Source organism: Rummeliibacillus suwonensis (assembly GCF_007896435.1).
In the GTDB taxonomy this organism is placed as follows: domain Bacteria; phylum Bacillota; class Bacilli; order Bacillales_A; family Planococcaceae; genus Rummeliibacillus; species Rummeliibacillus suwonensis.
In genome coordinates this window covers 16,415-40,402 of sequence record NZ_VCBL01000002.1, presented here as the reverse complement: position 1 = coordinate 40,402, position 23,988 = coordinate 16,415, and the positions used below count along the sequence as shown (strand labels likewise).

24 protein-coding genes and 1 riboswitch are annotated in these 23,988 nt (G+C 35.7%); of the genes, 13 read left to right on the top strand and 11 right to left on the bottom strand.

Annotated features, from left to right (window positions below; translation table 11 throughout):
• Nucleotides 1-2: 2 nt before the first annotated feature.
• Complete coding sequence (locus FEU33_RS13605; protein WP_146550366.1) at nucleotides 3-1,232, top strand: aminopeptidase; 1,230 nt, start codon at nucleotides 3-5, stop codon at nucleotides 1,230-1,232.
• Nucleotides 1,233-1,568: 336 nt separating this feature from the next.
• On the opposite strand, the gene FEU33_RS13600 is transcribed toward FEU33_RS13605, so the two are convergent.
• Nucleotides 1,569-1,922, bottom strand: coding sequence for a magnetosome magnetite crystal formation protein family (locus FEU33_RS13600; RefSeq protein WP_186731428.1), 354 nt, complete (start codon nucleotides 1,920-1,922; stop codon nucleotides 1,569-1,571).
• Nucleotides 1,923-2,340: 418 nt separating this feature from the next.
• Nucleotides 2,341-2,445, top strand: a riboswitch (TPP riboswitch).
• A 122-nt stretch (nucleotides 2,446-2,567) separates the two neighbouring features.
• On the opposite strand from FEU33_RS13600, the gene thiT reads away from it, so the two are divergent.
• Nucleotides 2,568-3,125: an energy-coupled thiamine transporter ThiT gene (gene thiT, locus FEU33_RS13595; RefSeq protein ID WP_146550035.1), complete on the top strand. Its 558-nt coding sequence runs from the start codon at nucleotides 2,568-2,570 to the stop codon at nucleotides 3,123-3,125.
• Nucleotides 3,126-3,631: 506 nt separating this feature from the next.
• Nucleotides 3,632-4,384, top strand: a complete 753-nt coding sequence (map, locus tag FEU33_RS13590) for a type I methionyl aminopeptidase (RefSeq protein ID WP_146550034.1) — start codon at nucleotides 3,632-3,634, stop codon at nucleotides 4,382-4,384.
• A gap of 82 nt (nucleotides 4,385-4,466) precedes the next feature.
• On the opposite strand, the gene FEU33_RS13585 is transcribed toward map, so the two are convergent.
• Nucleotides 4,467-5,195 carry a tryptophan-rich sensory protein gene (locus FEU33_RS13585; protein ID WP_146550033.1) on the bottom strand — a complete coding sequence of 243 codons (729 nt, stop codon included), beginning with the start codon at nucleotides 5,193-5,195 and terminating at the stop codon, nucleotides 4,467-4,469.
• A 155-nt stretch (nucleotides 5,196-5,350) separates the two neighbouring features.
• On the opposite strand from FEU33_RS13585, the gene FEU33_RS13580 reads away from it, so the two are divergent.
• A complete protein-coding gene (locus tag FEU33_RS13580; protein ID WP_146550032.1) occupies nucleotides 5,351-6,121 on the top strand; it encodes a polyphosphate kinase 2 family protein in 771 nt (256 codons plus the stop codon).
• A gap of 72 nt (nucleotides 6,122-6,193) precedes the next feature.
• Complete coding sequence (locus FEU33_RS13575; protein WP_146550031.1) at nucleotides 6,194-6,739, top strand: GNAT family N-acetyltransferase; 546 nt, start codon at nucleotides 6,194-6,196, stop codon at nucleotides 6,737-6,739.
• A 354-nt stretch (nucleotides 6,740-7,093) separates the two neighbouring features.
• Here the strand turns inward: FEU33_RS13575 and FEU33_RS13570 are convergent, their stop codons facing one another.
• The 3 genes from FEU33_RS13570 to FEU33_RS18865 all read right to left on the bottom strand — a co-directional run bounded on the left by FEU33_RS13570 (nucleotide 7,094) and on the right by FEU33_RS18865 (nucleotide 9,124).
• Nucleotides 7,094-7,657, bottom strand: coding sequence for a beta-class carbonic anhydrase (locus FEU33_RS13570; RefSeq protein WP_146550030.1), 564 nt, complete (start codon nucleotides 7,655-7,657; stop codon nucleotides 7,094-7,096).
• A gap of 68 nt (nucleotides 7,658-7,725) precedes the next feature.
• The gene (mreBH, locus tag FEU33_RS13565) at nucleotides 7,726-8,724 is read right to left on the bottom strand and encodes a rod-share determining protein MreBH (protein ID WP_146550029.1); all 999 of its coding nucleotides are present in this window, start codon (nucleotides 8,722-8,724) and stop codon (nucleotides 7,726-7,728) included.
• A 259-nt stretch (nucleotides 8,725-8,983) separates the two neighbouring features.
• Nucleotides 8,984-9,124, bottom strand: coding sequence for a hypothetical protein (locus tag FEU33_RS18865; protein ID WP_186725911.1), 141 nt, complete (start codon nucleotides 9,122-9,124; stop codon nucleotides 8,984-8,986).
• 581 nt (nucleotides 9,125-9,705) lie between these two features.
• Here FEU33_RS18865 and motA point away from each other — a divergent pair.
• On the top strand, nucleotides 9,706-10,509 hold the full coding sequence (gene motA / locus FEU33_RS13560; protein WP_146550028.1) for a flagellar motor stator protein MotA: 804 nt from the start codon (nucleotides 9,706-9,708) through the stop codon (nucleotides 10,507-10,509).
• Nucleotides 10,493-11,305, top strand: a complete 813-nt coding sequence (gene motB, locus FEU33_RS13555; protein ID WP_146550027.1) for a flagellar motor protein MotB — start codon at nucleotides 10,493-10,495, stop codon at nucleotides 11,303-11,305. Before motA ends, motB begins: the two co-directional genes overlap by 17 nt.
• Nucleotides 11,306-11,445: 140 nt before the next feature.
• On the opposite strand, the gene FEU33_RS13550 is transcribed toward motB, so the two are convergent.
• Nucleotides 11,446-11,667, bottom strand: coding sequence for a DUF1128 domain-containing protein (locus FEU33_RS13550; protein WP_146550026.1), 222 nt, complete (start codon nucleotides 11,665-11,667; stop codon nucleotides 11,446-11,448).
• Between the two features lie 656 nt (nucleotides 11,668-12,323).
• Between FEU33_RS13550 and FEU33_RS13545 the strand changes: the two genes are divergently transcribed.
• Both FEU33_RS13545 and FEU33_RS13540 read left to right on the top strand, forming a co-directional pair.
• Nucleotides 12,324-12,695, top strand: a complete 372-nt coding sequence (locus FEU33_RS13545) for a YtxH domain-containing protein (RefSeq protein WP_186731427.1) — start codon at nucleotides 12,324-12,326, stop codon at nucleotides 12,693-12,695.
• A gap of 25 nt (nucleotides 12,696-12,720) precedes the next feature.
• Nucleotides 12,721-13,740, top strand: a complete 1,020-nt coding sequence (locus FEU33_RS13540) for a YihY/virulence factor BrkB family protein (protein ID WP_243881193.1) — start codon at nucleotides 12,721-12,723, stop codon at nucleotides 13,738-13,740.
• Between the two features lie 243 nt (nucleotides 13,741-13,983).
• Here FEU33_RS13540 and FEU33_RS13535 read toward each other — a convergent pair whose 3' ends face one another.
• On the bottom strand, nucleotides 13,984-15,894 hold the full coding sequence (locus FEU33_RS13535; protein WP_146550025.1) for a heavy metal translocating P-type ATPase: 1,911 nt from the start codon (nucleotides 15,892-15,894) through the stop codon (nucleotides 13,984-13,986).
• A 563-nt stretch (nucleotides 15,895-16,457) separates the two neighbouring features.
• Entirely contained in the window at nucleotides 16,458-16,652 is a 195-nt protein-coding gene (locus tag FEU33_RS13530; protein WP_146550024.1) for an SE1561 family protein, read from the bottom strand.
• Between the two features lie 615 nt (nucleotides 16,653-17,267).
• Between FEU33_RS13530 and FEU33_RS13520 the strand changes: the two genes are divergently transcribed.
• Nucleotides 17,268-18,455 carry an MFS transporter gene (locus tag FEU33_RS13520; protein ID WP_244951052.1) on the top strand — a complete coding sequence of 396 codons (1,188 nt, stop codon included), beginning with the start codon at nucleotides 17,268-17,270 and terminating at the stop codon, nucleotides 18,453-18,455.
• 111 nt (nucleotides 18,456-18,566) lie between these two features.
• On the opposite strand, the gene rlmD is transcribed toward FEU33_RS13520, so the two are convergent.
• Together rlmD and FEU33_RS13510 are read right to left on the bottom strand one after the other, a co-directional pair.
• Nucleotides 18,567-19,940, bottom strand: a complete 1,374-nt coding sequence (rlmD, locus tag FEU33_RS13515; RefSeq protein ID WP_186731426.1) for a 23S rRNA (uracil(1939)-C(5))-methyltransferase RlmD — start codon at nucleotides 19,938-19,940, stop codon at nucleotides 18,567-18,569.
• 70 nt (nucleotides 19,941-20,010) lie between these two features.
• Nucleotides 20,011-20,820, bottom strand: coding sequence for a polysaccharide deacetylase family protein (locus FEU33_RS13510; RefSeq protein WP_146550022.1), 810 nt, complete (start codon nucleotides 20,818-20,820; stop codon nucleotides 20,011-20,013).
• 407 nt (nucleotides 20,821-21,227) lie between these two features.
• Here FEU33_RS13510 and recX point away from each other — a divergent pair, with 407 nt between their 5' ends.
• The 3 genes from recX (at nucleotide 21,228) to FEU33_RS19435 (ending at nucleotide 22,596) form a co-directional block, all read left to right on the top strand.
• Entirely contained in the window at nucleotides 21,228-22,025 is a 798-nt protein-coding gene (gene recX, locus FEU33_RS13505; RefSeq protein WP_146550021.1) for a recombination regulator RecX, read from the top strand.
• Between the two features lie 4 nt (nucleotides 22,026-22,029).
• Nucleotides 22,030-22,353, top strand: a complete 324-nt coding sequence (locus FEU33_RS13500; RefSeq protein ID WP_243881194.1) for a YfhH family protein — start codon at nucleotides 22,030-22,032, stop codon at nucleotides 22,351-22,353.
• 147 nt (nucleotides 22,354-22,500) lie between these two features.
• Nucleotides 22,501-22,596: a hypothetical protein gene (locus tag FEU33_RS19435; RefSeq protein ID WP_425328613.1), complete on the top strand. Its 96-nt coding sequence runs from the start codon at nucleotides 22,501-22,503 to the stop codon at nucleotides 22,594-22,596.
• Between the two features lie 313 nt (nucleotides 22,597-22,909).
• On the opposite strand, the gene FEU33_RS13490 is transcribed toward FEU33_RS19435, so the two are convergent.
• Nucleotides 22,910-23,884, bottom strand: coding sequence for a metal-dependent hydrolase (locus FEU33_RS13490; RefSeq protein ID WP_146550020.1), 975 nt, complete (start codon nucleotides 23,882-23,884; stop codon nucleotides 22,910-22,912).
• Nucleotides 23,885-23,988: the final 104 nt, after the last annotated feature.

The window sequence follows — 23,988 nt, the reverse complement described above, 5'->3', positions numbered from 1 at the left end:
TGATGACGTTTGAAGAAAAGTTGGAACAATTTGCAGAACTAGCCGTTAAAGTTGGAGCGAATGTTCAAAAAGGACAAACAATGCTGATTAATACAACTACAGATACTGTTGATTTTACACGTCTAGTTGTAAAAAAAGCTTATGAAGCTGGTGCAGCTCGTGTAACAGTGAATTTTTCTGACGACGTGATTAATCGTGAATTTTTCGATCATGCACCAGACGATGAATTTGCAAAATTTCCTCGTTGGATCAGTGAACAACGTGACGAATTAATCGAACGTAAAGGAACATTGCTATGGATCGATGCTGCTGATCCAGATAGTCTAACAGGCGTACCCGTTGAGAAACTATCAGCATATCAGAAGGCATCTGGCAAGGCGCTAGAAAATTATCGCGATGCTGTTATGAACGATAAAATCGCGTGGTCCATTATTGCTGTTCCTTCAAAAAAATGGGCTGCGAAGGTATTTCCAAATTTAGAAGAAGATCAGCAAGTGCCAGCTTTATGGGAAGCCATTTTCAAAACGGTACATATTGGTGGAGGAAATGTTATTGACAACTGGACACATCATTTGAAAGCTTTAGATGAACGTGCAGCAATCCTCAATGAAAAACGTTATGCAAAATTACATTACACAGCACCGGGGACAGATTTGACAATTGAACTTCCAGATAAGCATATCTGGTGTACAGGCGCTAGTTATACACCTGATGGTACATCTTTTGTTGCGAATATGCCTACTGAAGAAGTATATACAATGCCATCAAAATATGGTGTAAATGGCTATGTTTCAAATACAAAGCCACTTGCTTTTCAAGGAAATATCATTGATCAATTCAAGATCACTTTTGAAAATGGTAAAATCGTAAAAACTGAAGCGGGTGTAGGTGCTGAACTACTTCAAGAATTAACAAAAGCAGATGAAGGTTCTCAATATCTTGGTGAAGTCGCGCTAGTACCACATGAATCACCTATCTCTATGTCAAATATATTATATTACAATACATTATTTGATGAAAATGCTTCCAATCACTTAGCAATTGGTGAAGCCTATCCAACATGCTATGAAGGCGGAAGTGAACTTACAAAGGAACAGCTTGAAGAAAAAGGGATTAATGCATCCATTACACATGAAGACTTTATGGTAGGTAGTGGAGAAATGGATATTGATGGCATTCTACTAGATGGCACCGTTGAACCTATCTTTAGAAAAGGAAACTGGGCATTTTAAGAGCACATGTTACTCCAATAACGAATAGGCCAGAGATCAACTGCCCATGAAAGTCTGTTTTTTTATTAGCATAGAGGCTGTAAAAAAACATCCGCTTGAAAACTGGTGTTCAAATATTAAAAGCAAGAAGCGCAATTCAAATGGATGAATTGCGCTTCTTTACGTTATTTTTTTACTGGGGATTTTTTCTTTTTCGCATCAATTGCCTTTATAACGATTGGATAAACGATCGGGGCAATTTTAATAGCAGCTTTTACGATTTTTTTAACTTGCATGGTGAGCACTCCATTCTAATCGATATTCTGTATTACAATTATATACTCATCCTATAATATCTTAAACTTTAAGTACTTTAATACCTTGAACAATATTCCAAATAAAGACTACAAGGGACAGTACGGCTTCTAAAACAATAAAAAGTAACCAGGCAATCATGAGCAATCCATCGCCAGTGAAGCTATTTGATCCAAATTGGTTTGGCTCAAAACCATAAAATATAATCACACCTACAAAAATGATTATTCCGATAATAGTGGGTACAAGTAACAATAGATGAGAAATGAATGCACGTTTTGCATGCCTTTTAACGTCTGGCTCATTTACTACAAAGAAAACAATTAAGGGTAAAATAAATCCAGCAAAAAATATACTAAAATAACAAAGGGACGATAATACACGATTATTATTCAACAATAGCACCTCCATTTATCCTGCTTTAACGGGCAGTGAGCTCCCCTATCTCAAGGTTTAGAGAGAAAAGAGAAAGATAGGTGGGGGATCAACTGCTCATAAAAGCCCGATTGGTTTGGGCCAACAAGATGTTGATCCCTCAGGTGTTGCCACAGGACGTGGCGCTTTTAACCTGAGTTCTTCTAGCTTAGTAGGGGATGAAGAAGATCCCCACTGATGGAAGCTTCACTTTATAATAATCTACGTTTAAAAGAGGACAAAAGATTCGTTTGTTTTCTTCATTTTATGAGATAAATGACAAACTAGAAGTTCCCATACATTAAGTTTTAGAATGGTTGAAAAGCCAAAAAATGATTTCCTATTGTTTTTCCATCTTAAGTTAAGTACAATGAATGTATTTCATAAAATATAATGATGTATCGACCACAAGGGGAGCCTTAATGGACGGCTGAGAGTGAACCCGAAGTTCTAACCCTTTGAACCTGTGAGTTAATGCTTGCGAGGAATGTGGATAGAAAACCGACTTATTTCGATGTTAGGGCTATCCTGATGTCGTTTTTTTATGTCGAAATATCTAATTTGGCAGTATCAAGAAAGCGCTTTAGAGCTTATGTGATCTACATCTAAACTAAGGAGGATAACAAATTGAACAATAAAAAATTATTAATGATGGTTGAAATTGCTATTTTTGCAGCAATTGGTTTAGTTTTAGATCAATTTTCTTTTAAATTATGGGCTCAAGGAGGATCTATAAGCCTTGCGATGGTTCCGATTGTTTTAATAGCATTTCGATGGGGAACAGTACCAGGACTTGTCACAGGTTTTCTAGTAGGAGCTCTTCAAGCAATGTTTGGTGGTTACATTTTAACACCTTTACAGGGTTTTATCGATTATTTCTTTGCATATACAGCGGTTGGTTTAGCCGGGATCATCCGCAATCAATTACTTAACGCTAGTAAAGAAGGAAAGAGAAATCAAATGGTAGCCTATATGACTCTTGGTACATTGGTTGGTGGTCTAGCCAGATATATTGCACATACAGTAGCAGGTGTTGTATTCTTTGCAGAATATGCGGGCAAGCAAAACGTATATTTATACTCAATCATCTATAACGGTTCTTATATGATACCAGACATCATCTTAACAATCATTGTTGCAGCATTACTCTTCACAACTGCACCAAAATTACTAGAACATAAGTGATCAGCGAATCTTTAATTATTGAGGCTTTAGAGTTGGGTAAATTGAAACTTTATACAGTGGGGAGTGCCTTCATCCTTCATTATGTTTAAGTTGGAGCAATCGAACTATTACAGACGGGGGATCAAGAAAACCCCCACTGATGGGAGCTTCACTTTATACTTTGCTGAAGATAATGAACCATCAAAAATGTATTCGCATTTTTCCGTACAGTGTTATTCAAAAAAAGCAAATTCAAAGCTATAAGGGAAAACAAGCTGTAGCGGAATAGGCTAGTTATGTATAGTTGAATGCTTAAAATTGGATAATCGACATACCTAATCCTGAATAATCTAGGGGAAATCTATGAAGGTTTTCTGGAGGAATCATAGGCGACCAATCATAAGGGTTTTTTGAAGAAGAAAGATGCAATGTTTCTAATCAATAGCATACAATAAACAGACAAACGTAATTTTTTTTAAAATTATGGTATAGTTAATATAGATATTAATGAGAAGGGATCGTTAGAAATGATTGCAAAAACGCAAGAAGAAATAGATGCATTATTAAAAGCTGGTCGTGCAATGGCTGAAATTCGTAATGCATTGAAAGACGCAACAAAACCAGGTGTTACTACAAAAGAGTTAGATGACTTAGCAGGTCGTTTATTTGAAGAAAAAGGTGCCGTTTCAGGACCAAAGGCAGAATATGATTTTCCAGGATACACTTGTATCAGTGTAAATGAACAAGTTGCACATGGTATTCCGAATCATCATAAACTAAAAGCTGGGGACTTGATTAATATTGATGTATCAGGTCATGTGAATGGCTATTATGCAGATACAGGGATTTCATTTATCGTAGGGGACGTTGAAAAGCCAGAAGTTCAAAAAATATGTGATATTGCCCAAAGTGCATTTGATCGTGCCATGACAAAAGTTAAAGCTGGTTCTCGTTTAAATCAAATCGGTAAAGCTGTTGAACGTGAAGCACATGATCATAAATTATCAGTCATTATGAATTTAACGGGACATGGTATTGGCCATTCTTTACATGAAGAACCACAATATGTTTTAAATTATTATGATGCTTGGGAACGTACAATTTTGAAAGAGGGAATGGTGTTGGCTGTAGAACCATTTATCTCACAAAAGGCTGAGCATATAGTAGAATCAGGTGATGGATGGACTTTTGTCACTCCAGATAAATCACTTGTGGCTCAACTTGAACATACAATCATCGTTACGAATGGTGAACCAATTATTACAACAAAAATTGACTAATACAGGTAGTATTACTTTATAGAAGTATAAAAGGGTATCTTAAAATTTAAATATTTCAAGATACCCTCTAAAGCTCTCTGATTTATTCAGGGAGCTTTTGCTTTTTTATAAAAATGATTCCAACCACTAATACGCCACTTAAGAAAAGTGCAGCAGCCGTTACAAGTAATTCTTCAAAGCCATTTTTAAATGCAATTCCGATAAAAACCCAAATATAGACAATAGAAAAAAGTATATCATCATAATGAAACCGTATATGAAGTGCAATCGCTGTTCCAAATGTGAGCGTGATAACAGCCCATAAAGGATCGCTTAATCCTAAAAAGCTCCAATGATTATGAGTAAAGAGAAAAGCGATGTTCATAAAGGCTACAATACTTTCCCATGCAAGGTAAATCGAAATTGGTGACCGTCCATCCCATGAGCGATGTGATGCAGGATAAGTGAAATACAACCCTATTAATGATAAGAGCATTAAAATAATAATGGCAATCGACCATGTAAAATATTCATAATGCCACAAGTAAATCCATAATATATTAAATACCGAACTTGCTACAAAATACGCAGCTTGTATGGATGTCATATGATGTTCGGAATGGCGATTTTTCCACAATAGATAAATCCAATAAGCTAAGATAAGATAGACAAAAACTTGAATAATATAAACATACCCTGCAGGACTAAATAGGACAGTATAGCTGTTGGAGATTTCACCCGTTGTATGACCATTCAGCGGAATGATATTAGTAGCTACGCTAAAGACAACCATGGTCATATAAGCAATGGTAACGATGAACAGTCTACCCAATAAAATCTCCTCCTTCAAATAAAATTGATGAAATGTAGAATCATTATATAAATCGGTCACTTCTTAGTATACAATCGTTTTACTCTAACAACAAATACCATTTTAATGAACTTTGCAGTAAAATATAGTTACAATAGAAAAAGGAGAGGATAAAAGTGGTTAAGCGCATAGAAAATTTGAATCTAGATAAAAAACTAGATGAAAGTATTTCCTATAAAAAGGAACTGAAAAAACTACAGCTTGAAATGCTCAATATTCAGCAGTTCTTATTTAGACATGAAATTGGTCTAATAATTGGATTTGAAGGAATGGATGCAGCTGGAAAAGGCGGAGCAATCAAAAGATTGACACAGCGTTTAGATCCACGAGGATATGTAGTGCATCCTATTGCAGCCCCAACTTCTGAAGAATTGAAATATAACCATCTCTACCGATTTTGGAAACGCCTTCCCGCACGTGGGCAAATTGGTATTTTCGACCGCACATGGTATGGACGGGTACTAGTAGAAAGAATCGAAGGATTTGCTACACAAGAAGAATGGAAACGTGCTTACGAAGAAATCAATCAATTCGAAAAATTATTAACAGATGATCATTACATCATGTTAAAGTTCTGGATACAAGTTTCGAATGAAGAACAGTTAAATAGATTTAGGGAACGTGAACAAAATCCATATAAAAAATGGAAACTAACAGAAGAGGATTGGCGTAACCGCGATAAATGGCCATTATATACTGAAGCTGCTAATGATATGTTTGAAAAGACGGATAAAAAGAATGCACCATGGGTCCTAATTGAAGGAAACGATAAAAATTATGCACGTATCCAAGTTCTAAAAGAAACCATTAAACATATAAAAAAAGAGTGCGAATCTCGTGGATTACAAATTGTAGATCCAGCAGAGTTCACAACTCAAGGGATGTAATGCTGACGATTACATAGCTTGTGAAGAAACGAATGACTTCATGATACTATCGCAAAGGATGGGTAATGTTGTATGGTATTTTTAGAGGGGCAACAATGTTATTTACGTACATTAGAGATAGCGGATGTAACACCATATACACAGATGGTTGCCCGTAATATGCATTACTGGTCAATCCATGAGCCATTACATCCACCTGAATACTACACGGAAAAAATTCAATTAAAGAAAATTCAAGAATCTGTTCGACAAATGCATGCGAATCGAGAATATAGTTTTGGGATTTTTACGAGTGGAACTACTGAGATTATAGGTCATATCTCTGTCTATTCAATTAGACGCCTACCATTCTCGAGTGCCTTTGTAGGTTATTCCATGGATGAAGCACATACGGGAAAGGGAATTGTATCAGAAGCACTTTCTCTCGTTTCTAAATTTGCTTTCGAGGATTTATGCATCCATCGTTTAGAAGCATATGTTTCACCTAAAAATGCAGCTTCTGTACGTGTATTGGAAAAAGCAGGTTTTCTGAGAGAAGGATTATTACGTAAGCTTCTATATATTAACGGTAAATGGCAAGACCATTACTTATATGCCTTAATGGATGAAGATTATTGAAAAGGAAAGGCCACTTGGCGGAAATGGCGAAGTGGATTTCGTAAACTTTTTAATAATATGTAGAAACTGTTGATAAATTTCCCGGAAAATATGTTGATATTCAACGATAAACTATCAAAGGAGAGTATCTGAAGGTTTTATAAGAAAATCCTTTTTCAGGGAAAACATGCTACGTGCTTCCTGCAAGCAAGGATCATTTTGTTTGCTGATGTTCTTGTTGTTGCTGGATTTTGCACTCTTTTTTGAAAGGAGTTCACACATATTTTGCCTGTAATCAAAAATGAGTATGCTAGGAGGCGATCTTAGCATACTCATTTTACTTTTGGCGTTTCATCACATAAAGGGATGCACTTTTTATTTATGAGAACCATCTATAATGACGTCTAGCTTTCCTGTCTTAGGATCAATTACTAAACCGTGGACAGGTATAGAGTCTATTACTAATGGATGGTTTTTGATCATTTCAACACTATGACGCACATTTTCTTGAACATCGTTAAATCCATGAAGCCATTCAGTCAAATTAACACCAGAATAGTTCAATAAATCAAATGTATCTTGTTTAATACCACGCTCCATCATCTTTTGAAGCATTTTCTCTGGATTCACGGCACTCATACCGCAGTCATAATGGCCTATAACGAAAACTTCATCTGCTTGTAATTCATATATTGCGACAAGTAAACTGCGCATAATGCCACCAAATGGATGGTTGACGATTGCACCAGCACATTTAATCATTTTAACATCACCATTGCGAAGATTCATTGCTTTAGGCAATAATTCGACAAGACGTGTATCCATACAAGTTAAAATCACAAAATGTTTATCAGGATATTTACTTGTAATGTAAGGCTCGTATTGTTTTTCTTCTACAAAAGTTTTATTGAAAAGAACAATATCATTTAAAATAGACATAACAGTACCCCCTCTTCCTCTTTTCTAATTGTAAAATAACTCAATAGAAAAAGGAAATACTGAAAATTTTATTTTTTTAGTAAATGGATGGTGTCGAGTGCTTTTCCGGTTCCTACAGCAACAGATTCTAGCGGTTCAGCGGCCAAATGAACGGGAACATCTAATTCTTTCGCGAACCATTCTGTCATGCCTTTTAAGAGGGCCCCGCCACCAGTTAGTACAATACCACGATCAACGATATCACCAGATAATTCTGGAGGACAGCTTTCTAATGTTTTTCGAATTAATTCTAAAATGGCCAATAGACTTTCTTTTAGACAATCTTGGATTTGCAGCGAAGTAACTGTAATTGTTTTAGGCAGACCTGTTACAATATCACGTCCTCGTATTTCCATTGTTTCAGATGGATGTTCAATTAATGCATAACCGATTTCTTGTTTGATTTTTTCTGCAGTAGGTACGCCGATCAATACATTAAACTTTTTACGGGAAAATTGAATAATTTCATCATTCATATGATCGCCACCAAGTTTCATGGTATTTGAGGTAACAATACCACCGAAAGAAATAATCCCCACTTCTGTGGTACCTCCACCGATATCAACGATTACACTTGCGATTGGATCACTGACAGGTAATTCTGCTCCGATTGCTGCTGCAACGGGTTCATCGATTAGATATACTTCTTTTGCCCCACATTGTTTCACGGCATCTTGGATAGCGAGTCGTTCAACAGATGTAGCGCCAGATGGGGTACAAACAACGACATTTGGTTTGCGTAGTGAGGACCCCAATTTTTTGGATGCCTTCTCCAGCATTGCTTTAATCATAGCTGTTGTCATATTAAAATCAGCGATGACTCCATCTTTTAATGGATTTATTACTTCAATGGTTAAAGGTGTTTTACCAACCATTTCTTTTGCTTCTTTACCAGTAGCAATAATTTCATTTGTATTAACATCATAAGCTACAATGGATGGTTCATTGACGATAATTCCTTTATTTTTTGTATATACTAACGTATTGGCTGTGCCCAAATCGATCCCGATTGCGGTTGTCGAAAACATACGTATAATTCCTCCTCTAAAATGCCTTAGGTTATCTTAGTATAAAATATATTTTTCTTAAAAAGTATGTTATTTTATGGTATATAACAATCATTACATTCTAAAATAAGCAAAAGGTTAATAGGAATATATAAATAATGGAATATCAATAGTAGAAAGGATTTTAAATGTTATAGATTTGTCAAAGAAATGTGAGGAGAATTTATTTAAATATTAAAAAGAGCTACTTGCGTTTTCTTGGCAAGTAGCTCTTTTTATATTAGAATTTGTTTTTTGGTTTTGGATCTACGATATGAGAAGTAGAGGAATCAAGACCAACTCTTAAATAGTGAACGAAAAGACCGCCTGCAACTATGAGTAAGCCAAACATGCCACCTACTGTAGCGATAAATGATGCCATTATCGATAACCCTCCCTATATATAAATTGTTCATTAACTATCAGTATACATGATTCTAACCTTAAAGATAAGAAGAAAATAAAAATTCTACAAATCTTTTAGAGAAATATAGAACACTATTATCATAACACTTTTAATGAAAAAATAAATGGTTATTTTTGGCGAATAAAGTCTCGGAAAGAGCGAATAACCCCTCAGAAAAGAGCAAATAACCCTTCTGAGAGAGCAAATAATCCTAGGAAAAGAGCGAATAAATCCACGGGAAAAGCGAACAGTTGAGGCGCAGCAGCGTAGCCATTTAAGGAACAGAGTCTAAGAAAGCCATGGCCTGTGGCAACGATTCTGTGACCAACATCCTGTTGCCCTCAGCGTTTGCCGCATGAGTCGTGCAAGTCGTAGCGGAAATCAGCGAATAGACTATATTTTGTAGAAAAATTGGATAATCAACGTGTTTGAAACTAAGTAATTTTACTTATTTTTCTTATTTTCACCAAATATCCTCTATTGTTCGCTATTGAATATTAATATTAAGAAAAAGTAGCCGAAATAATAAGAAGAATGACGACTTTGGAGGTACAAAAATGGATTTATCATCGGTTGTGGGTCTTATAATGGGATTAATCGCAGTGTTTGTTGGGATGACCTTAAAAGGGGTTACTCCTGATAATTTGCTTAATCCGGCTGCTATTTTGATCATTCTTTTAGGAACAGTAGCGGCTGTTACGATTGCGTTCCCTAAAAGCGAGCTAAAAAAAGTTCCAAAACTATTTAAGATTTTATTCACAGAGCAAAAGTTAGTAAGCGATGTTGAAATCATTAAATTGTTTTCCGAATGGGCTGATTTAGCACGTCGTGAAGGATTATTGGCTTTAGAAGGTAAAGTTTCTGAAATTGACGATCCTTTCTTGAAAAATGGTCTTACTTTAGCGATAGATGGTCAAAACGCAGACTATATTCGCGATGTATTGACTGAAGAAGTGGAAGCAATGGAAGAAAGGCATACGGCTGGAGCACAAATTTTTACGCAAGCAGGTACATATGCTCCTACATTAGGGGTGCTCGGTGCGGTAGTTGGTTTAATCGCAGCGTTAAAAAATATGAATGATGTTGACGCGCTTGGACATGCGATTTCAGCTGCCTTTGTTGCCACATTATTAGGAATTTTCACAGGTTATGTATTATGGCATCCATTTGCGAACAAGCTTCGACGCAAATCGAATATTGAAGCACGTCAAAAAATGATGATGATTGAAGGAATTCTTTCAGTTTTAGAAGGGGAGGCTCCTCGCGTAATTGAGCAAAAACTTGCTTCATATTTAACAAAAGAAGACCGCAAACAAATTATGGATGAAAGCGGGGCGAGCGGCCTTGGCAAAGAAAGCTAAAAAACGAAAAAAAGAACCAGGTGAAATTCCGGAGTCTTGGTTGCTTCCTTATTCCGATCTTCTGACATTATTGTTAGCGCTATTTATCGTATTGTTTGCATCTAGTTCAATAGATTCCCAAAAGTTTGCCCAGTTGTCTGCGGCATTTAATGCTGTGTTTGATGGAGGAAACGGAGTAATGGATAACCCATCGCCAGTGGAACCTATGAATCCAAAAAGTGACTCATTAAACAAAAATGCAGCATATTTGGAAGATCAGAAATCACTTTCAAAAATCAAAGGAAAAGTTGATGATTTTATCGCTGTCCATGAGTTAGAAAAACAATTTGAAACAAAGATGACCGATGATGGTCTTCTTGTTACAATTCGTGATAGTGTATTATTTGATCCAGGTAAAGCAGATGTAAAGGAAGAATATAAAGCTACTGCAAAGGAATTATCAAAACTGCTAGTTTTTAATCCAAAGAGAAGTGTGATTATTACTGGCTATACTGATAATGTCCCGATGAATAATGCGGAATTCTCTTCTAACTGGGAGCTTAGTGTCATGCGTGCAGTGAACTTTTTAACCTTGATTGTGGATGCCAATCCAAAACTAGATTCGTCTTATTTCAGTGCTAAGGGTTATGGCGAAAACAATCCAATTGCATCAAATGATACAGCGAAAGGTCGTGCGAAGAACCGCCGTGTTGAAGTACTTATTCAACCATTAGTTAAAAAAGATGGGACATCAACAAGTTCTTCAACTAAAACGGATTCAACATCAACGAAGCAATCTCAATCTAACAGTAAATAAGGGAAAAGGCTATCCTAAAAACTTAGCCAAGAATCATGAACGTATTCTTATATAGAAAAATCTGCTCAATCTATTTTTAGAATGAGCAGATTTTTTTGCGAAGAAAGCAAAACGACAGGAGCACGGTGTTCTGTCTTGTATTATTTACGCAATGATCCGAGTTCTGCAACAATTGCTTGCATTTCACTTGGGCTAAAGGCATTTCGTTTCATGACCATTTTGTACAGAAATACTAAATCTTCGTAGTTATCGGTATTAAAATGTTCAGGTTTCATCGCATCGGCATTAACCATACGAAGTTTATCTTTTATACCTTTAATGATAAAAGTTACATTCTCTGTAGACGGTTGAGTTAAATTCAAAGGGATTCCTCCTACTTTTTATTTCATTCTTATTATACAGTATCACTTCATATAGAATTCTGAAAGTCAATTTGAGTTGCATCTTTCTAATAGAATCAATTTCATAATGCAAAATCCAGATGAAAAATACGAACATTTCTAATCAACATGAACATTAATATTCAGAAGTTTTTGTTCCACTCCAGACGGCGCTTTCCACGGGCTTGGCTTCAATCTCCTCGGGTCGACACGATGTTGACCCCGAAGCCGTTGCCACAGGACGTGGCGAACTTAGGCTTTGTCCCTTAAATTGTTCCTGCGGGGCTTTCAGCTCAAGCTTTTCCCGTAGGACTTTGAATAAGCCTCCCTGAACTAACACCGCACGAAGGAAATGCGCATGCATTTTCGAGGAGTCGCCGTCTTCCGCTCCACAATTATCAAAATTAGTTATTATTAAATGTTCGTATTTTTTAAGAAGAAAATGATTTATGAAATTGATTCAATAAGATATTATTTTCTTTTCACTTCCTCCATTCATTGGATTAAGTTTTGAAGTAGTTAGAAAATATGTAGCGTGGATTAGTTTATGAAAAGAAGATGCATTCGATGTTGAAACTGTTTTACTTAGAAAGTAGTGGGGTATAATAATATATATAGATGTTTGGAGGAGGATAATTATGTCTAACAAATTAGTGACAGGAATTGCACTAGGAGCAGTTGCCGGAGCAGCTTTGAGCATGCTGGATCGCCGTACTCGTGAAATGGCAGTAAAAAAAGTGAAGCATTTTGTAATCGATGTGCAGTATTATGCATATAATCGTCAAGAAATAGTGGATAAGATCAAGTCGACAACAAGCACAGCCCAATCAATGTATAAGACTTTTATGAAAGACAAGGATTTCTATTTAGAAAAAATAGATGAAATTCAAAAACTTACTCCTCAAGTAAAGGATATTGTTATGGAAACAAAAGATGTCTTTACGGCTGGAATCGAAAAAGGTAAAGAAACTGAAAAAGAAGCACAAGTAGAATCTGTTATCCATTTATAAGTTCCCATTTAAAGGGGGAGCCGTTATGAAGAAGCATAAAAGATCTAAAAAAAGATACAAACTTTCAAGAAATTCAAAAACGGCGGTTAGGAGAAATGGAAAATCCTCTGAAATGTTTGATAAGATGAAATTGATGCAGATTGAAAAAAGAAATAGGTTAGTTCAAAAATATGATGTTACAGAACCAAAGGGTTTTATATTGGCATTTATCCAACGGTTAAAGGATGCGGATATTACAGGATTTGGTGCACAACTAGCTTATTTCTTTTTATTATCATTATTTCCATTGCTCATCTTTATTATGACATTATTGCCGTATTTGAATTTTCCACCAGATCTTATTTATACACTTTTGGAAGCCTTACTGCCGAAGCAGGCATATACTCTAATTGAGGGAACAATCGTAGAAGTTCTTGAAAAACGGAACAGTGGTTTGTTGTCGATTGGGGTGATCGGTACAATTTGGTCGGCTTCGAATGGTGTAGATGCATTAATAAAATCATTGAATCGTTCTTATAACAAAGATGAAACAAGGCCTTTTGTAGTTGCAAGACTTATGTCTGTTGTTTTTACCTTAATGTTGATCCTATTAATTGTAGTGGCTTTAGTTTTATCTGTATTTGGTCAACAAATTGGGGTGTTTTTATTTTCAACATTTGGATTAGCAGTGGACTTTTTAAGTATTTGGAATAAATTTCGCATCATCCTGCCACCAATCCTGATCTTTAGTGTTTTGACATTAATGTATTGGATGATGCCAAATATTAAATTATATTTAAAAAGTGTATTAATAGGTTCGTTATTTTCGACAATCGCATGGTTAATTGTTTCATATGGGTTTTCTTTTTATATAAACAATTTTTCAAACTACTCATCTACATATGGCAGTATCGGTGGGATTATTATCCTTTTATTATGGTTGTATGTGACAGGTATTATTTTGATGGTAGGTGGGCAGCTGAATGCTATTATGCAACAAAGAAGAGAATTACTAGAGATGAAAATAAAAACAGATAAAAAAGCAGAGACATCCAAGAAGTCTTGATGAGATCTATATAAAGGGATTATCGAAAGTTCCTTTCGAACAGAATACTTCAATCAATAAGTGAAAATCTGCTCAATCATAATGATATGAGCAGATTTTTGTTTGTTCTATAATAATAGATAGTAAGCCAAGCCCTCACATTAAGCCCCTAGTAAAAAGCAGGACGATAAGTAGGGTGAAAAGCTCGATTTGTCCAACTGATACCTAATGAAAGAAGAAAACCTTACGTAAGAAAGTTTTAGCCTATATGAATCCATTATTTTTTAGCATTCTTAGACCATTTAAGATAACTAGAATTGTACTACCTTCGTGTCCAACTACACCAAGTGGTAGATCGACAGCTTGCAAGAAGTTAAAAATGATTAATAGAGCAATAATTGAAATAGAGAATACAATGTTTTGTTTAACAATTTGTTGCATCTTGCGTGATAACTTAACAGCATAAGAGATTTTAGAAAGATCATTTTTCATCAATACGACATCAGCTGTTTCAAGTGCTACGTCAGTACCTTCACCCATTGCAATTCCTGTTGTTGCAGTCGCTAAAGCTGGGGCATCATTAATACCATCACCAACCATACCAACATGATGATATGTTTTCATCAAATCTTTAATATGATTTACCTTTGTTTCAGGTAAACATTCTGCGATATAAGTATCCACGCCCGCTTCTTTTGCGATTACTTTTGCTGTTTTTTCGTTATCGCCAGTTAGCATAACTGTATGAATACCCAAGCTTTTCAATAGTGCAATGGCATTTTTAGCTTCTTCACGAACTGTGTCCTTCATCGCAGCAAGAGCAACAATGCCGTCTTCATCTGCTAAGAAGATAACTGTTTTCCCTTGTTCAGCAAGTTTAGGAGCAATACCATCAGCAAATGTAGAGGCAGCATCGCGCCCTACAAAATCTGTTTTTCCTACTTTATAAGATTTCCCATCGACGATCGCCTTTAACCCCCAGCCAGGTACATCCTCTATTTGAGCTTGATGGAACGTTGTAAGCCCACGTTCAGTGGCATAGGCAATCATAGCTTGAGCAAGAGGATGGTTTGATTTTGCTTCAATTCCTGCTACAACGGAAAGCATTTGTCGTTCATCTGCATCGTTACGAACAATAAAGTCTGTGACAACTGGTTTTCCTTGTGTAAGTGTCCCTGTTTTATCAAAAGCGATTGCTTTTAAGACACTTAAGTGTTCAATGTGTAAGCCGCCTTTAAATAAGATACCATTACGAGCACCATTTGATATAGCAGACAATGTTGCAGGCATAATGGAAGCGACAAGTGCACAAGGAGAAGCGACAACTAATAATACCATGGCACGATAGAATGTTGTGTTCCAATTCCAATCAAGTAGGAAATGGGGGACAAACAACATAAGTCCAACTGTTGCCAGCACACCTTTCACATAAGTACCTTCAAAACTTTCGATAAATTGTTGTGAAGGGGATTTCTCGCTTTGGGCAGATTGAACAAGGTTGATAATTTTTTGGAAAAGCGATTCAGAATTTGGTTTAGTCATTTCCATTGTTACAGCACCGGTCATATTGACAGTACCTGCAAAAACATCTGCACCAACTAATTTTGTAACAGGAATCGATTCGCCTGTAATCGCAGCTTCATCAATCGAAGTAGCTCCTTCAATAATGACGCCATCTGTTGGCACTCGTTCACCAGGTTTGATGAGTAGGCGGTCACCTAATTCTAGAGAGGAAACAGCTACACGTTCTGTGTCACCATTTTCTTTAATCAACCATGCTTCTTCTGGTTGTAAATTCATCAAGGCTGAAATTTCTTTGTGGCTTTTATTCATAGCATAGGTTTCTAATGCACCACTAACAGCAAAGATGAATATAAGAATTGCTCCTTCTGTCCAATACCCAATGATTGCTGACCCAACGGCTGCTAAGATCATTAAGAATTCAACATTTAACTCTTTTTTAGCGATTGTTTCTTTAACACCTTCTTTTGCTTTTGCAAAGCCGCCAATAGCAAAGGCTAGTAAATAGAAAGTAACTGAAGAAGTAGAGGTGCCATATTTTCCTAATAACCAAGCTATCAATATGAAGATACCTGAGGTTATTGCAGCAATTAATTCACCATGTTCTTTTATTTTCTCAATTAGATGATATTCATTCTCTTTTAATAATTCCATTCACAGTCCCTCCTGATAATGAAAATCAATTTCAAAACCCTTATATAACGCTTATTATGGGCGATAATGATTTGCAGAAAAATATTTTTATATTTATTTTTAATTTAGAATGATTATAACATAGAGTTTTGCAGGATGAAAGTGCAATGATGAATATTTTATTAAAGGATAAAAAATGTGACAAAAGGAGGAGGTGTTTTAAAAGTCATATTTCTGCCAAATAAATATTTAGAACATCAAAAAAACACGAATACTGTCATGTCGACATTCGTGTTTTTGTGAATTTCTTCTTTAAAAAGGAATGTATAAAGTGAAACTCCATCAGTGGGGGGTTTTCCTCATCCCACTCCACTGAAATAGAGGAACTCAGGTTAAAAGAGGCACGTCTTGTGGCAACACCTAAGGGACCAATATCTTGCCCGTCCGAACCAATTGGACTTTTACGGGCAGTTGATCCCCCATCTATCTTTCTCGTTTTTCTCTAAATCTTGAGATGGGGGTCTTACTGCCCGTTAAAGCGGGATAAAACTTCATATGAATATTTAAGAAAGATAGCAATTATTTTAGATTTCCATTTCAGGGCGATTTTTAAACTGCTCCATTTTTTCTTCTATATCGTTCATCATATCAATAAGGCGATCGATATCTTGTAAATCTGCAGTTTTGGGATCAATAGCATCTAATACTTCCACAAAAATTTGCAGACGTTCCTTTAAATATTTGACTTGTTGTTCTTTATCTGTAATTGACTTGCTCATTGTTACACCTCATTTCGTCTTCATCATCGTATATGATTTTATTAATTTTTTCAATTGTAAATGCAAAATTATAGGTCAAAAGATATGTTTTAGTTTTTGATAAGTTAAGAAAATTTACAAAATTAATATATGGTGTTAACATGATATTAACCTAAAAGAAAGGAGGAAAAGGGCGTAATTACTGAAGTAATCATTCATTCGTAGGAGAAGGCCTCTTGACCCATCAATGTAGCATGTTCCATAATTAAAAATTAGGAATGTTCTAAATTTTCAAAAAATTGGAGGCGGATTCTGACAAATAATATTTTCTAATTTAGAAGCAGTTTATTAGAATGTATAGAATGATTTTCTGCTACAAATGGGAAAGAAGTAGGCGCCTATAGACTCGCAATTTGAAGGGAGGGAGTTAAACGGATTCTCGGTTCGTGCTAGACCGATAATGAGTTTAATGTAACATCGTATGATCATAAGTATTTATTGATAGACTCAGTACACAATCAATTCATTATGTGGGCTGAGTCTTTTTATGCGTTTGAAAACAATTCACATGTCATGTGAGATTATGATAAGATGATACAAGTATCAAAATACATAATAAGTAATTTGGAGGCAGCCGTGGAACTTAGTCATCGTGTAGGGCAACAGAGATTTTTGATTTTAGTGATTATTGTATCGATCTCAGGAATTTCACAGGGAATGCTGATGCCCCTCATATCTGTTATTTTTGAACAAGATGGCGTTTCTTCATCACTGAATGGTTTAAATGCCACAGGACTTTATATTGGAACATTGATCATATCCCCCTTTATCGAGCAGCCATTACGAAAATTTGGGTACAAACCCCTCATTTTAGGTGGTGGAGCTGTAGTCTTTCTAGCATTGTTGTTCTTCCCTTTGTGGAAAAATGTATTATTTTGGTTTATCCTTCGCCTGTTAATAGGGATTGGTGATCATTTACTTCATTATTCAACACAAACGTGGATTACAAGTTCTTCACCAGAGTATCGACTTGGCAAAAATATTGCCATATATGGATTGTCATTTGGAATAGGATTTGCTATCGGTCCATTGATCGTTCCATTGACGAAGATTTCCGAAGCATTGCCATTTATCCTTTCTTCACTTCTTTGTCTATCAGCGTGGTCTCTTGTTTTCTTTTTGAAAAACGAAAGGCCAGAATCTATACATACCAAAAGTGTTGAAAATAATATGCTGAAACGTTATGCGGTAACCTTAAAATACGCTTGGGTAGCTTGTTTACCTTCACTTTGCTATGGATTTTTAGAGTCTACTTTGAATTCATTGTTTCCTGTATATGCTTTGCGAAATCATTTTGCGGTTTCAATGGTTTCTTTTACCTTAGCTGCTTTTTCAATTGGCGGGATTATTACGCAAATTCCCCTTGGTGCATTAGGAGACAAAATTGGGCGTAGGAAAATTGCTTTGTCTATTTTACTAGGTGGAGGAATTTTTTTCGGTTTAGGTAGTTTAGTGGAATCGTTCGAGATATTAGTGGCTGTATGTTTTTGTTTAGCCGGAATGTGTTGTGGCTCCATGTTTTCACTTAGCATTTCATATATGAGTGATTTAACACCAAAAGAATTGCTTCCAACTGGAAATTTAATATGTAGTATTTTCTTTAGTACAGGTAGTTTAACGGGACCTCTTCTTGGTGGATTATATTTGCAATATGTTCATCATGTAAGTTTCCTATTACTGATATCAACTGTTTTGCTTATTATATTTTTGATTAGTTGGATTTTCGGTCGTAGCCAAACTATACAAAAAGAGCATATTCAATAAGATTAAAGGGATTGTTAGTGATTAGCATAGGGAGAGTAAGTGCTATCTTCGCTATAAAAATAGAGCATAGAATGTTGTTTGATCAACATTCTGTGCTCTTTCTAATTTTTCTTATTTTAAGGTTAATAATGATACGGATTCCACATGTGCTGTTTGAGGGAACATATCAACCGGTTGTATATAATCAACATGATAATTTGAAGTCAATAATTGTAAATCTTTTGCCAATGTAGATGGATTACATGAAGTATACACAACTTTTTTGGGCTTTACTTTTAAAATGGTTTTGATAAGGCTAGGTGCCAAGCCTGTACGAGGAGGATCGACTGTTAATACGTCCGGAATAAATCCCTCTTTTTGCCAAATATCTAACCATTTTTCAGCTGTGCCAGTTACATATGTGGTATGTTTAAAGCCATATTTTTTCGCATTTTCCTTTGCATCATGGATACTTTCAGGAATAATATCCATCCCACGTACTTCTTTCGCATCTTTGGCAAGCCATAATCCAATTGTTCCAACACCACAATAGGCATCCACTATGGTTTCTTTTCCTGTCAAAGCGGCGGCCTTTTTGATTTGATTGTAAAGATGAACAGTTTGCTGTGGATTCAATTGAAAGAATGCACGAGCTGATAAATCAAAGGCCAATTCTCCAAGCTGCTCATGGATGGTCTCTTTGCCTGCAAGAATAATGGAGCGATTTCCAAAAATAAGTGAGGTCTTATCTTCATTGATATTTTGGACAATAGAAACAATTGCTGGATTTATTTGCTTTAATTTTTCAATAAGTAGTTCTTTTTTAGGAAAGTCCTTGCGTGTGGTAATAAGGACTAGTTGGACTTCCCCAGTTCGAATACCAGCACGTACAACAATTGTTCGAATAATTCCCTTCATAGAATGATCATTATATATTGGAATATTCAAATCGTCGATTATCTTTTTTGTTGCATTTGTGATTTTCGTGGTGATTGGAAATTGTACGAGACATTCATCGATGTCCAATAATTTATGGCTATTTTCCGAATAAAGACCAGCCAGTACATGCTTGCTGGGTTTTCGAACTTGAAATTGGCTCTTATTTCGGTAACGCCAAGGATTTTCCATACCAATTGTTGGACGAATCGGAATATGTTTTGCTTCTGATTTCACGTATTTATGCAAGGCTTGAACAATGACATCACGCTTAGCTGTAAGCTGGTATGAATAGGTCATATGCTGTAATTGACATCCTCCGCATTCATCGTAAATTTGGCATGGGGGTATTTGTCGAACTTTTGATTTTTTATGGATCTTGACTATTTTTGCTTCTGCAAAGTTACGGTTAACCTTTATGAGTTCAGCATAAATTTCTTCTCCGGGAAGGGCTCCCTTTACAAATACGACATTGCGTTTATAGTAACCGATCCCTTCTCCGTTGATGCCGAGTTTTTTGATTGAAAGTGGAATTTTTTGTCCCAATGTCATCGTAGGTTGTTGTGCCAAAACTTACACGTCCTTTTCACTTCATCTTATCATTATAGCGAACGGTGTCGTGTAAGGGAAGGATCAATCATCAGCTTGCCTTTTCGCCATTAGCGAAAAAAGATGTATCGTTAACAAGATTATTAATGGAATCGAATCGATAGCCCTTTTTCTCCGCATCTTTGATAAACTTTGGAAGTGCTGCAGCATTATCAGGGGATACTGTATGCATAAGAATAATTGCTCCTGGATGAATTTGCGACATTAAGTTGTCGTATGCATATTGCCAGCCTTGAGGTTTATCTTTTATCCAATCTTTAAATGCAACAGACCAGAAAATATGGCGATAGCCTGCTTCTTGACCCGCTTTGAGTAATTCTTCACTGAAAACACCTTCGGGAGGTCTTGCATAAACTGTTCTTTCAACATCAGTAAGTTCAGCTAGTTTTTTGTCAAATCTTTGCCATTCATCGAGCATTTGTTGTTTTGTAAGTCTAGCCATATTTGGATGTTTATCAGAATGATTTCCAATTTCATGACCTTCATTGATCATTCGTTTTACTAAAGGAGTGGCACTTGTTAAGTAATGCCCAGTTAAGAAAAACGTTGCTTGGATATTTTCTTTTTTCAATGTATCTAAAATGGATTCGGTATAACCATTCTCATATCCGCAATCGAAGGTAAGATACATTACTTTATCATCACTTTTGCCTTTATAGACGGCTCCGTATTTTTCAAGCAATTGGTCGAAATTGGCGCCAGCTTCAGGTGGTACTTCGTTCTGAGCCTTTTTAAATCCCCAACTAAATTCCTGCGCAGAGGCACTGAATGGGTTTGCAATAATACCAGTGATGATAATAGACATCGCAATTATAATACCTGTAGCATGCTGTTTGATCATATTAAACCCAACCTTTCTTTTTTGATAGGTTGCGTTGTTTTTTTGAATTTATGTATAGAGAGTTTTGAAAGGACTTTGAAGTATATGCAGATCAGGTTGATATGCGTTAGTTTCAAGACAGCTGGATGCTTTTTGCGGGCATACAGTAGAGTTACTAAATTTTTTAAGTTTGCAGCGTTCTATTCTAATGGAAGGATGAAGAAAATTACATTGTGTAAAGTTTTCTTTTTAATAGCTATTTCCAACAATTTTTTTATGTTTATGTAAAATCAATTATGAACATATAATAAGAACCGATTAAAAAGATTGCCAATTTTAAGCAATAGCTAAGTGAAGGTATTCGTAAGTACTTTACATGATATTATCATAGTAAAGTTGTATACTAAGCATAGCAAAGGAGGGATTAGATGCCACGAATTATCACAAAAATTAGTCGTCAAAAACGTAATCAGGAACGTTATAATATTTATCTAAATGAAGAATATGCGTTTAGTGTAGATGAAGCTATTTTAGTTCAGTATGGTCTAAACAAGGGCAAGATTTTAGATGATTTAGCGGTAGATGAGATTGCTTTTGATGATGAAATTCAAAGGGCATTCAATCGGGCACTATCCTTTTTGAGTTATCAAATGCGGAGTGAATACGAAGTATATGAAAAGTTGAAGGGTTTAGAATTTGGAGAAGCAGTGATTCAAGAAACATTGCAAAAATTAAAGAAACTCAACTTTTTAAATGATGAAAGCTACTCGCAAGCTTTGTTAGAAACGAGAAAGAAAACAGCTAAAAAAGGTCCTCGTGCCATACAGAAGGATTTAGAAAAAAAGGGCATTGATAAAAAATTACAACAAAAGGTTCTACAATCATTTTCTGAAGAAGAGCAAGTACAGATTGCTTTGCAACTGGCAGAAAAGATAGTTGCCAATGAACATCAAAAAACACCGATCCAGATCAAGCAGAAAGTTCAAGAACTGCTGATGCGAAAAGGATATTCCTTTACAATTATGGAACAAGTTTTAGACAAAATTGAACTGTCGAAAGATGATGAGGAATGGGCTGAGATTATACAGCAACAGGGTGATAAAATTTGGCGCAAGTATGCGCATAAATACAGTGATTATCATTTAAAGATGCGCGTTAAGCAAGCGCTCTATCAAAAAGGCTTTCCAATTGAAAAAATTGATACTTATATAGAACAGAAGGAATGAAACAATGGATAAAAAATTTAGTGAAATGACACCAACTGAATTACGAGAAATAATTGCAACATTAAAGGAAAAAGCGCGTAAAGCTGAACAACTCGGTATTTTAAATGAGTTTGCCGTTTATGAAAGAAAAGCATTATTGGCGCAAGCTTATTTATTAAATCCAGATGATTTCAAACCGGGTGAAATTTATCGAATTGAAAATGATCCAGGAATGTTCTTCCAAATCGACTATTTAAAAGGCGTTTATGCTTGGGGATATCGTTTAGGAGGAAATCAATATGAAGAAGCTTTACCTATTTCAATGTTGACTCCTGTCAAGGGATTTTAGTGGAGCAAAAGATCGATGAATTAGTGATCAAATTGAGTACCAAAAATCCAGCTATTTCGGAAGAGAAAGCACGAGTTTGAATTGAGCCTTTGGTCAGATTTCGAATCTACATAGGTTAAGGCAGGATATCAGTATCGTGGTGCTGAAATGACCAAGAAAATCATTTCGCAATGGATCGCAAGCTATGAGGGGCACAGTTGCATAAGTTTGTTGCACGCAATCCGAAATACGCACATCTATTAAATAAAGCAGAGTGAGAAAATGATTGCGTTTATAAAGTATTGTTTTCAAATCTTGTAGGTTTCATTTAAAAAAGCCGAAGAAATTCACTTCCTTTTCGCAGATAAACAACTTAGTTTTATGCACACAAACCAGTGTAACATGCGAAACTTAACTCTTTTGCTTTTCCACTGAAGTGTTGTGAATTTCCCTAGTATTGTTATAATTTGAAATATTATTTTTAGTTGTTTTTGGAATTTTATCTCGTAAAAGCTTGATTGGTTTAGCTAACCATCAGTGGGGGGTGAGAAAAATCCCCACTGATAGAAGCTTTACTTTATATAACTAATTTTTTTTGCAATTTATCTTCACTAAAAATCCAGCCGGTAAAGGATTTCACGATTTTATAATCTTGTGTAAGATGGGCGATTGCAACGAATGGATAGCGATTATTACTACGATACCTCAAGTCGATTAGTCTTACTTCGATTAAATCGTCTTCAATTTCTGAAACTTCCCATCTATATAATGGTGAAAAGGAAACGAATGTTTTAAAATTTGGATCCTTCATGACAGCTTTGATTTCAGGAGATTCTGGTAATGGCTCGATTAAAAATTTATCATAAATCGTGATGGAACGCCCATATGCCCGTCCAACATAATGATATAAGGATGAGTTTGCCGCTACTCTATATTGAAAAAAACGAGATGTAGGGGACAAAATAATACGTTCAGCATCTGGAATTGTGTTCAAAACAGCCTGCTTCACAGATTTTTGAAGCAAATAACGAATGATATAATAAATAAATATGACCCCATATAATGTAAACATCGTTGGAACGGGGTTAGCACCAAAAGCCCAAAACAGTAAAGCAATAATATGAAGTGCAAAAATAATCGGATCAAATGTATTGATCCATCCCAGTGCGATCCATTGTCTTGAAAATGGTCTTAATGCTTGTGTTCCATAAGCATTGAAGATATCTACAAAGACATGTAAAAATACGGCGAAAAATGTCCATAGCCAAAGATGTAAAAGATTCGCTCCAGGGAATATAATAGAAAGAACTCCTGTTATTAGAATAGGCCATAAAATGACTGCCGGAATAGAGTGAGTGATCCCTCTATGATGGCGAATATAAACAGCATTGCTACGTAATTTTAAAATGGTATCGATGTCTGGAGCTTGAGAACCGACAATCATACCAGCGATGACGGCAGTAGTCGTTGGTGCATGGTTAGCGACAACCGGGTCGACCATTGCCAAGCCGCCCAAAGCAATGCCCATAACAAGGTGTGTGCCTGAATCCAAGATGATCAACTCCTTATGTTTTGGGGAGAAATGAAAAATAACAAAAGTATCTTCAGATATAGTTTACACTATAATACCCACTTTTTATATGAAATAAAATCGAA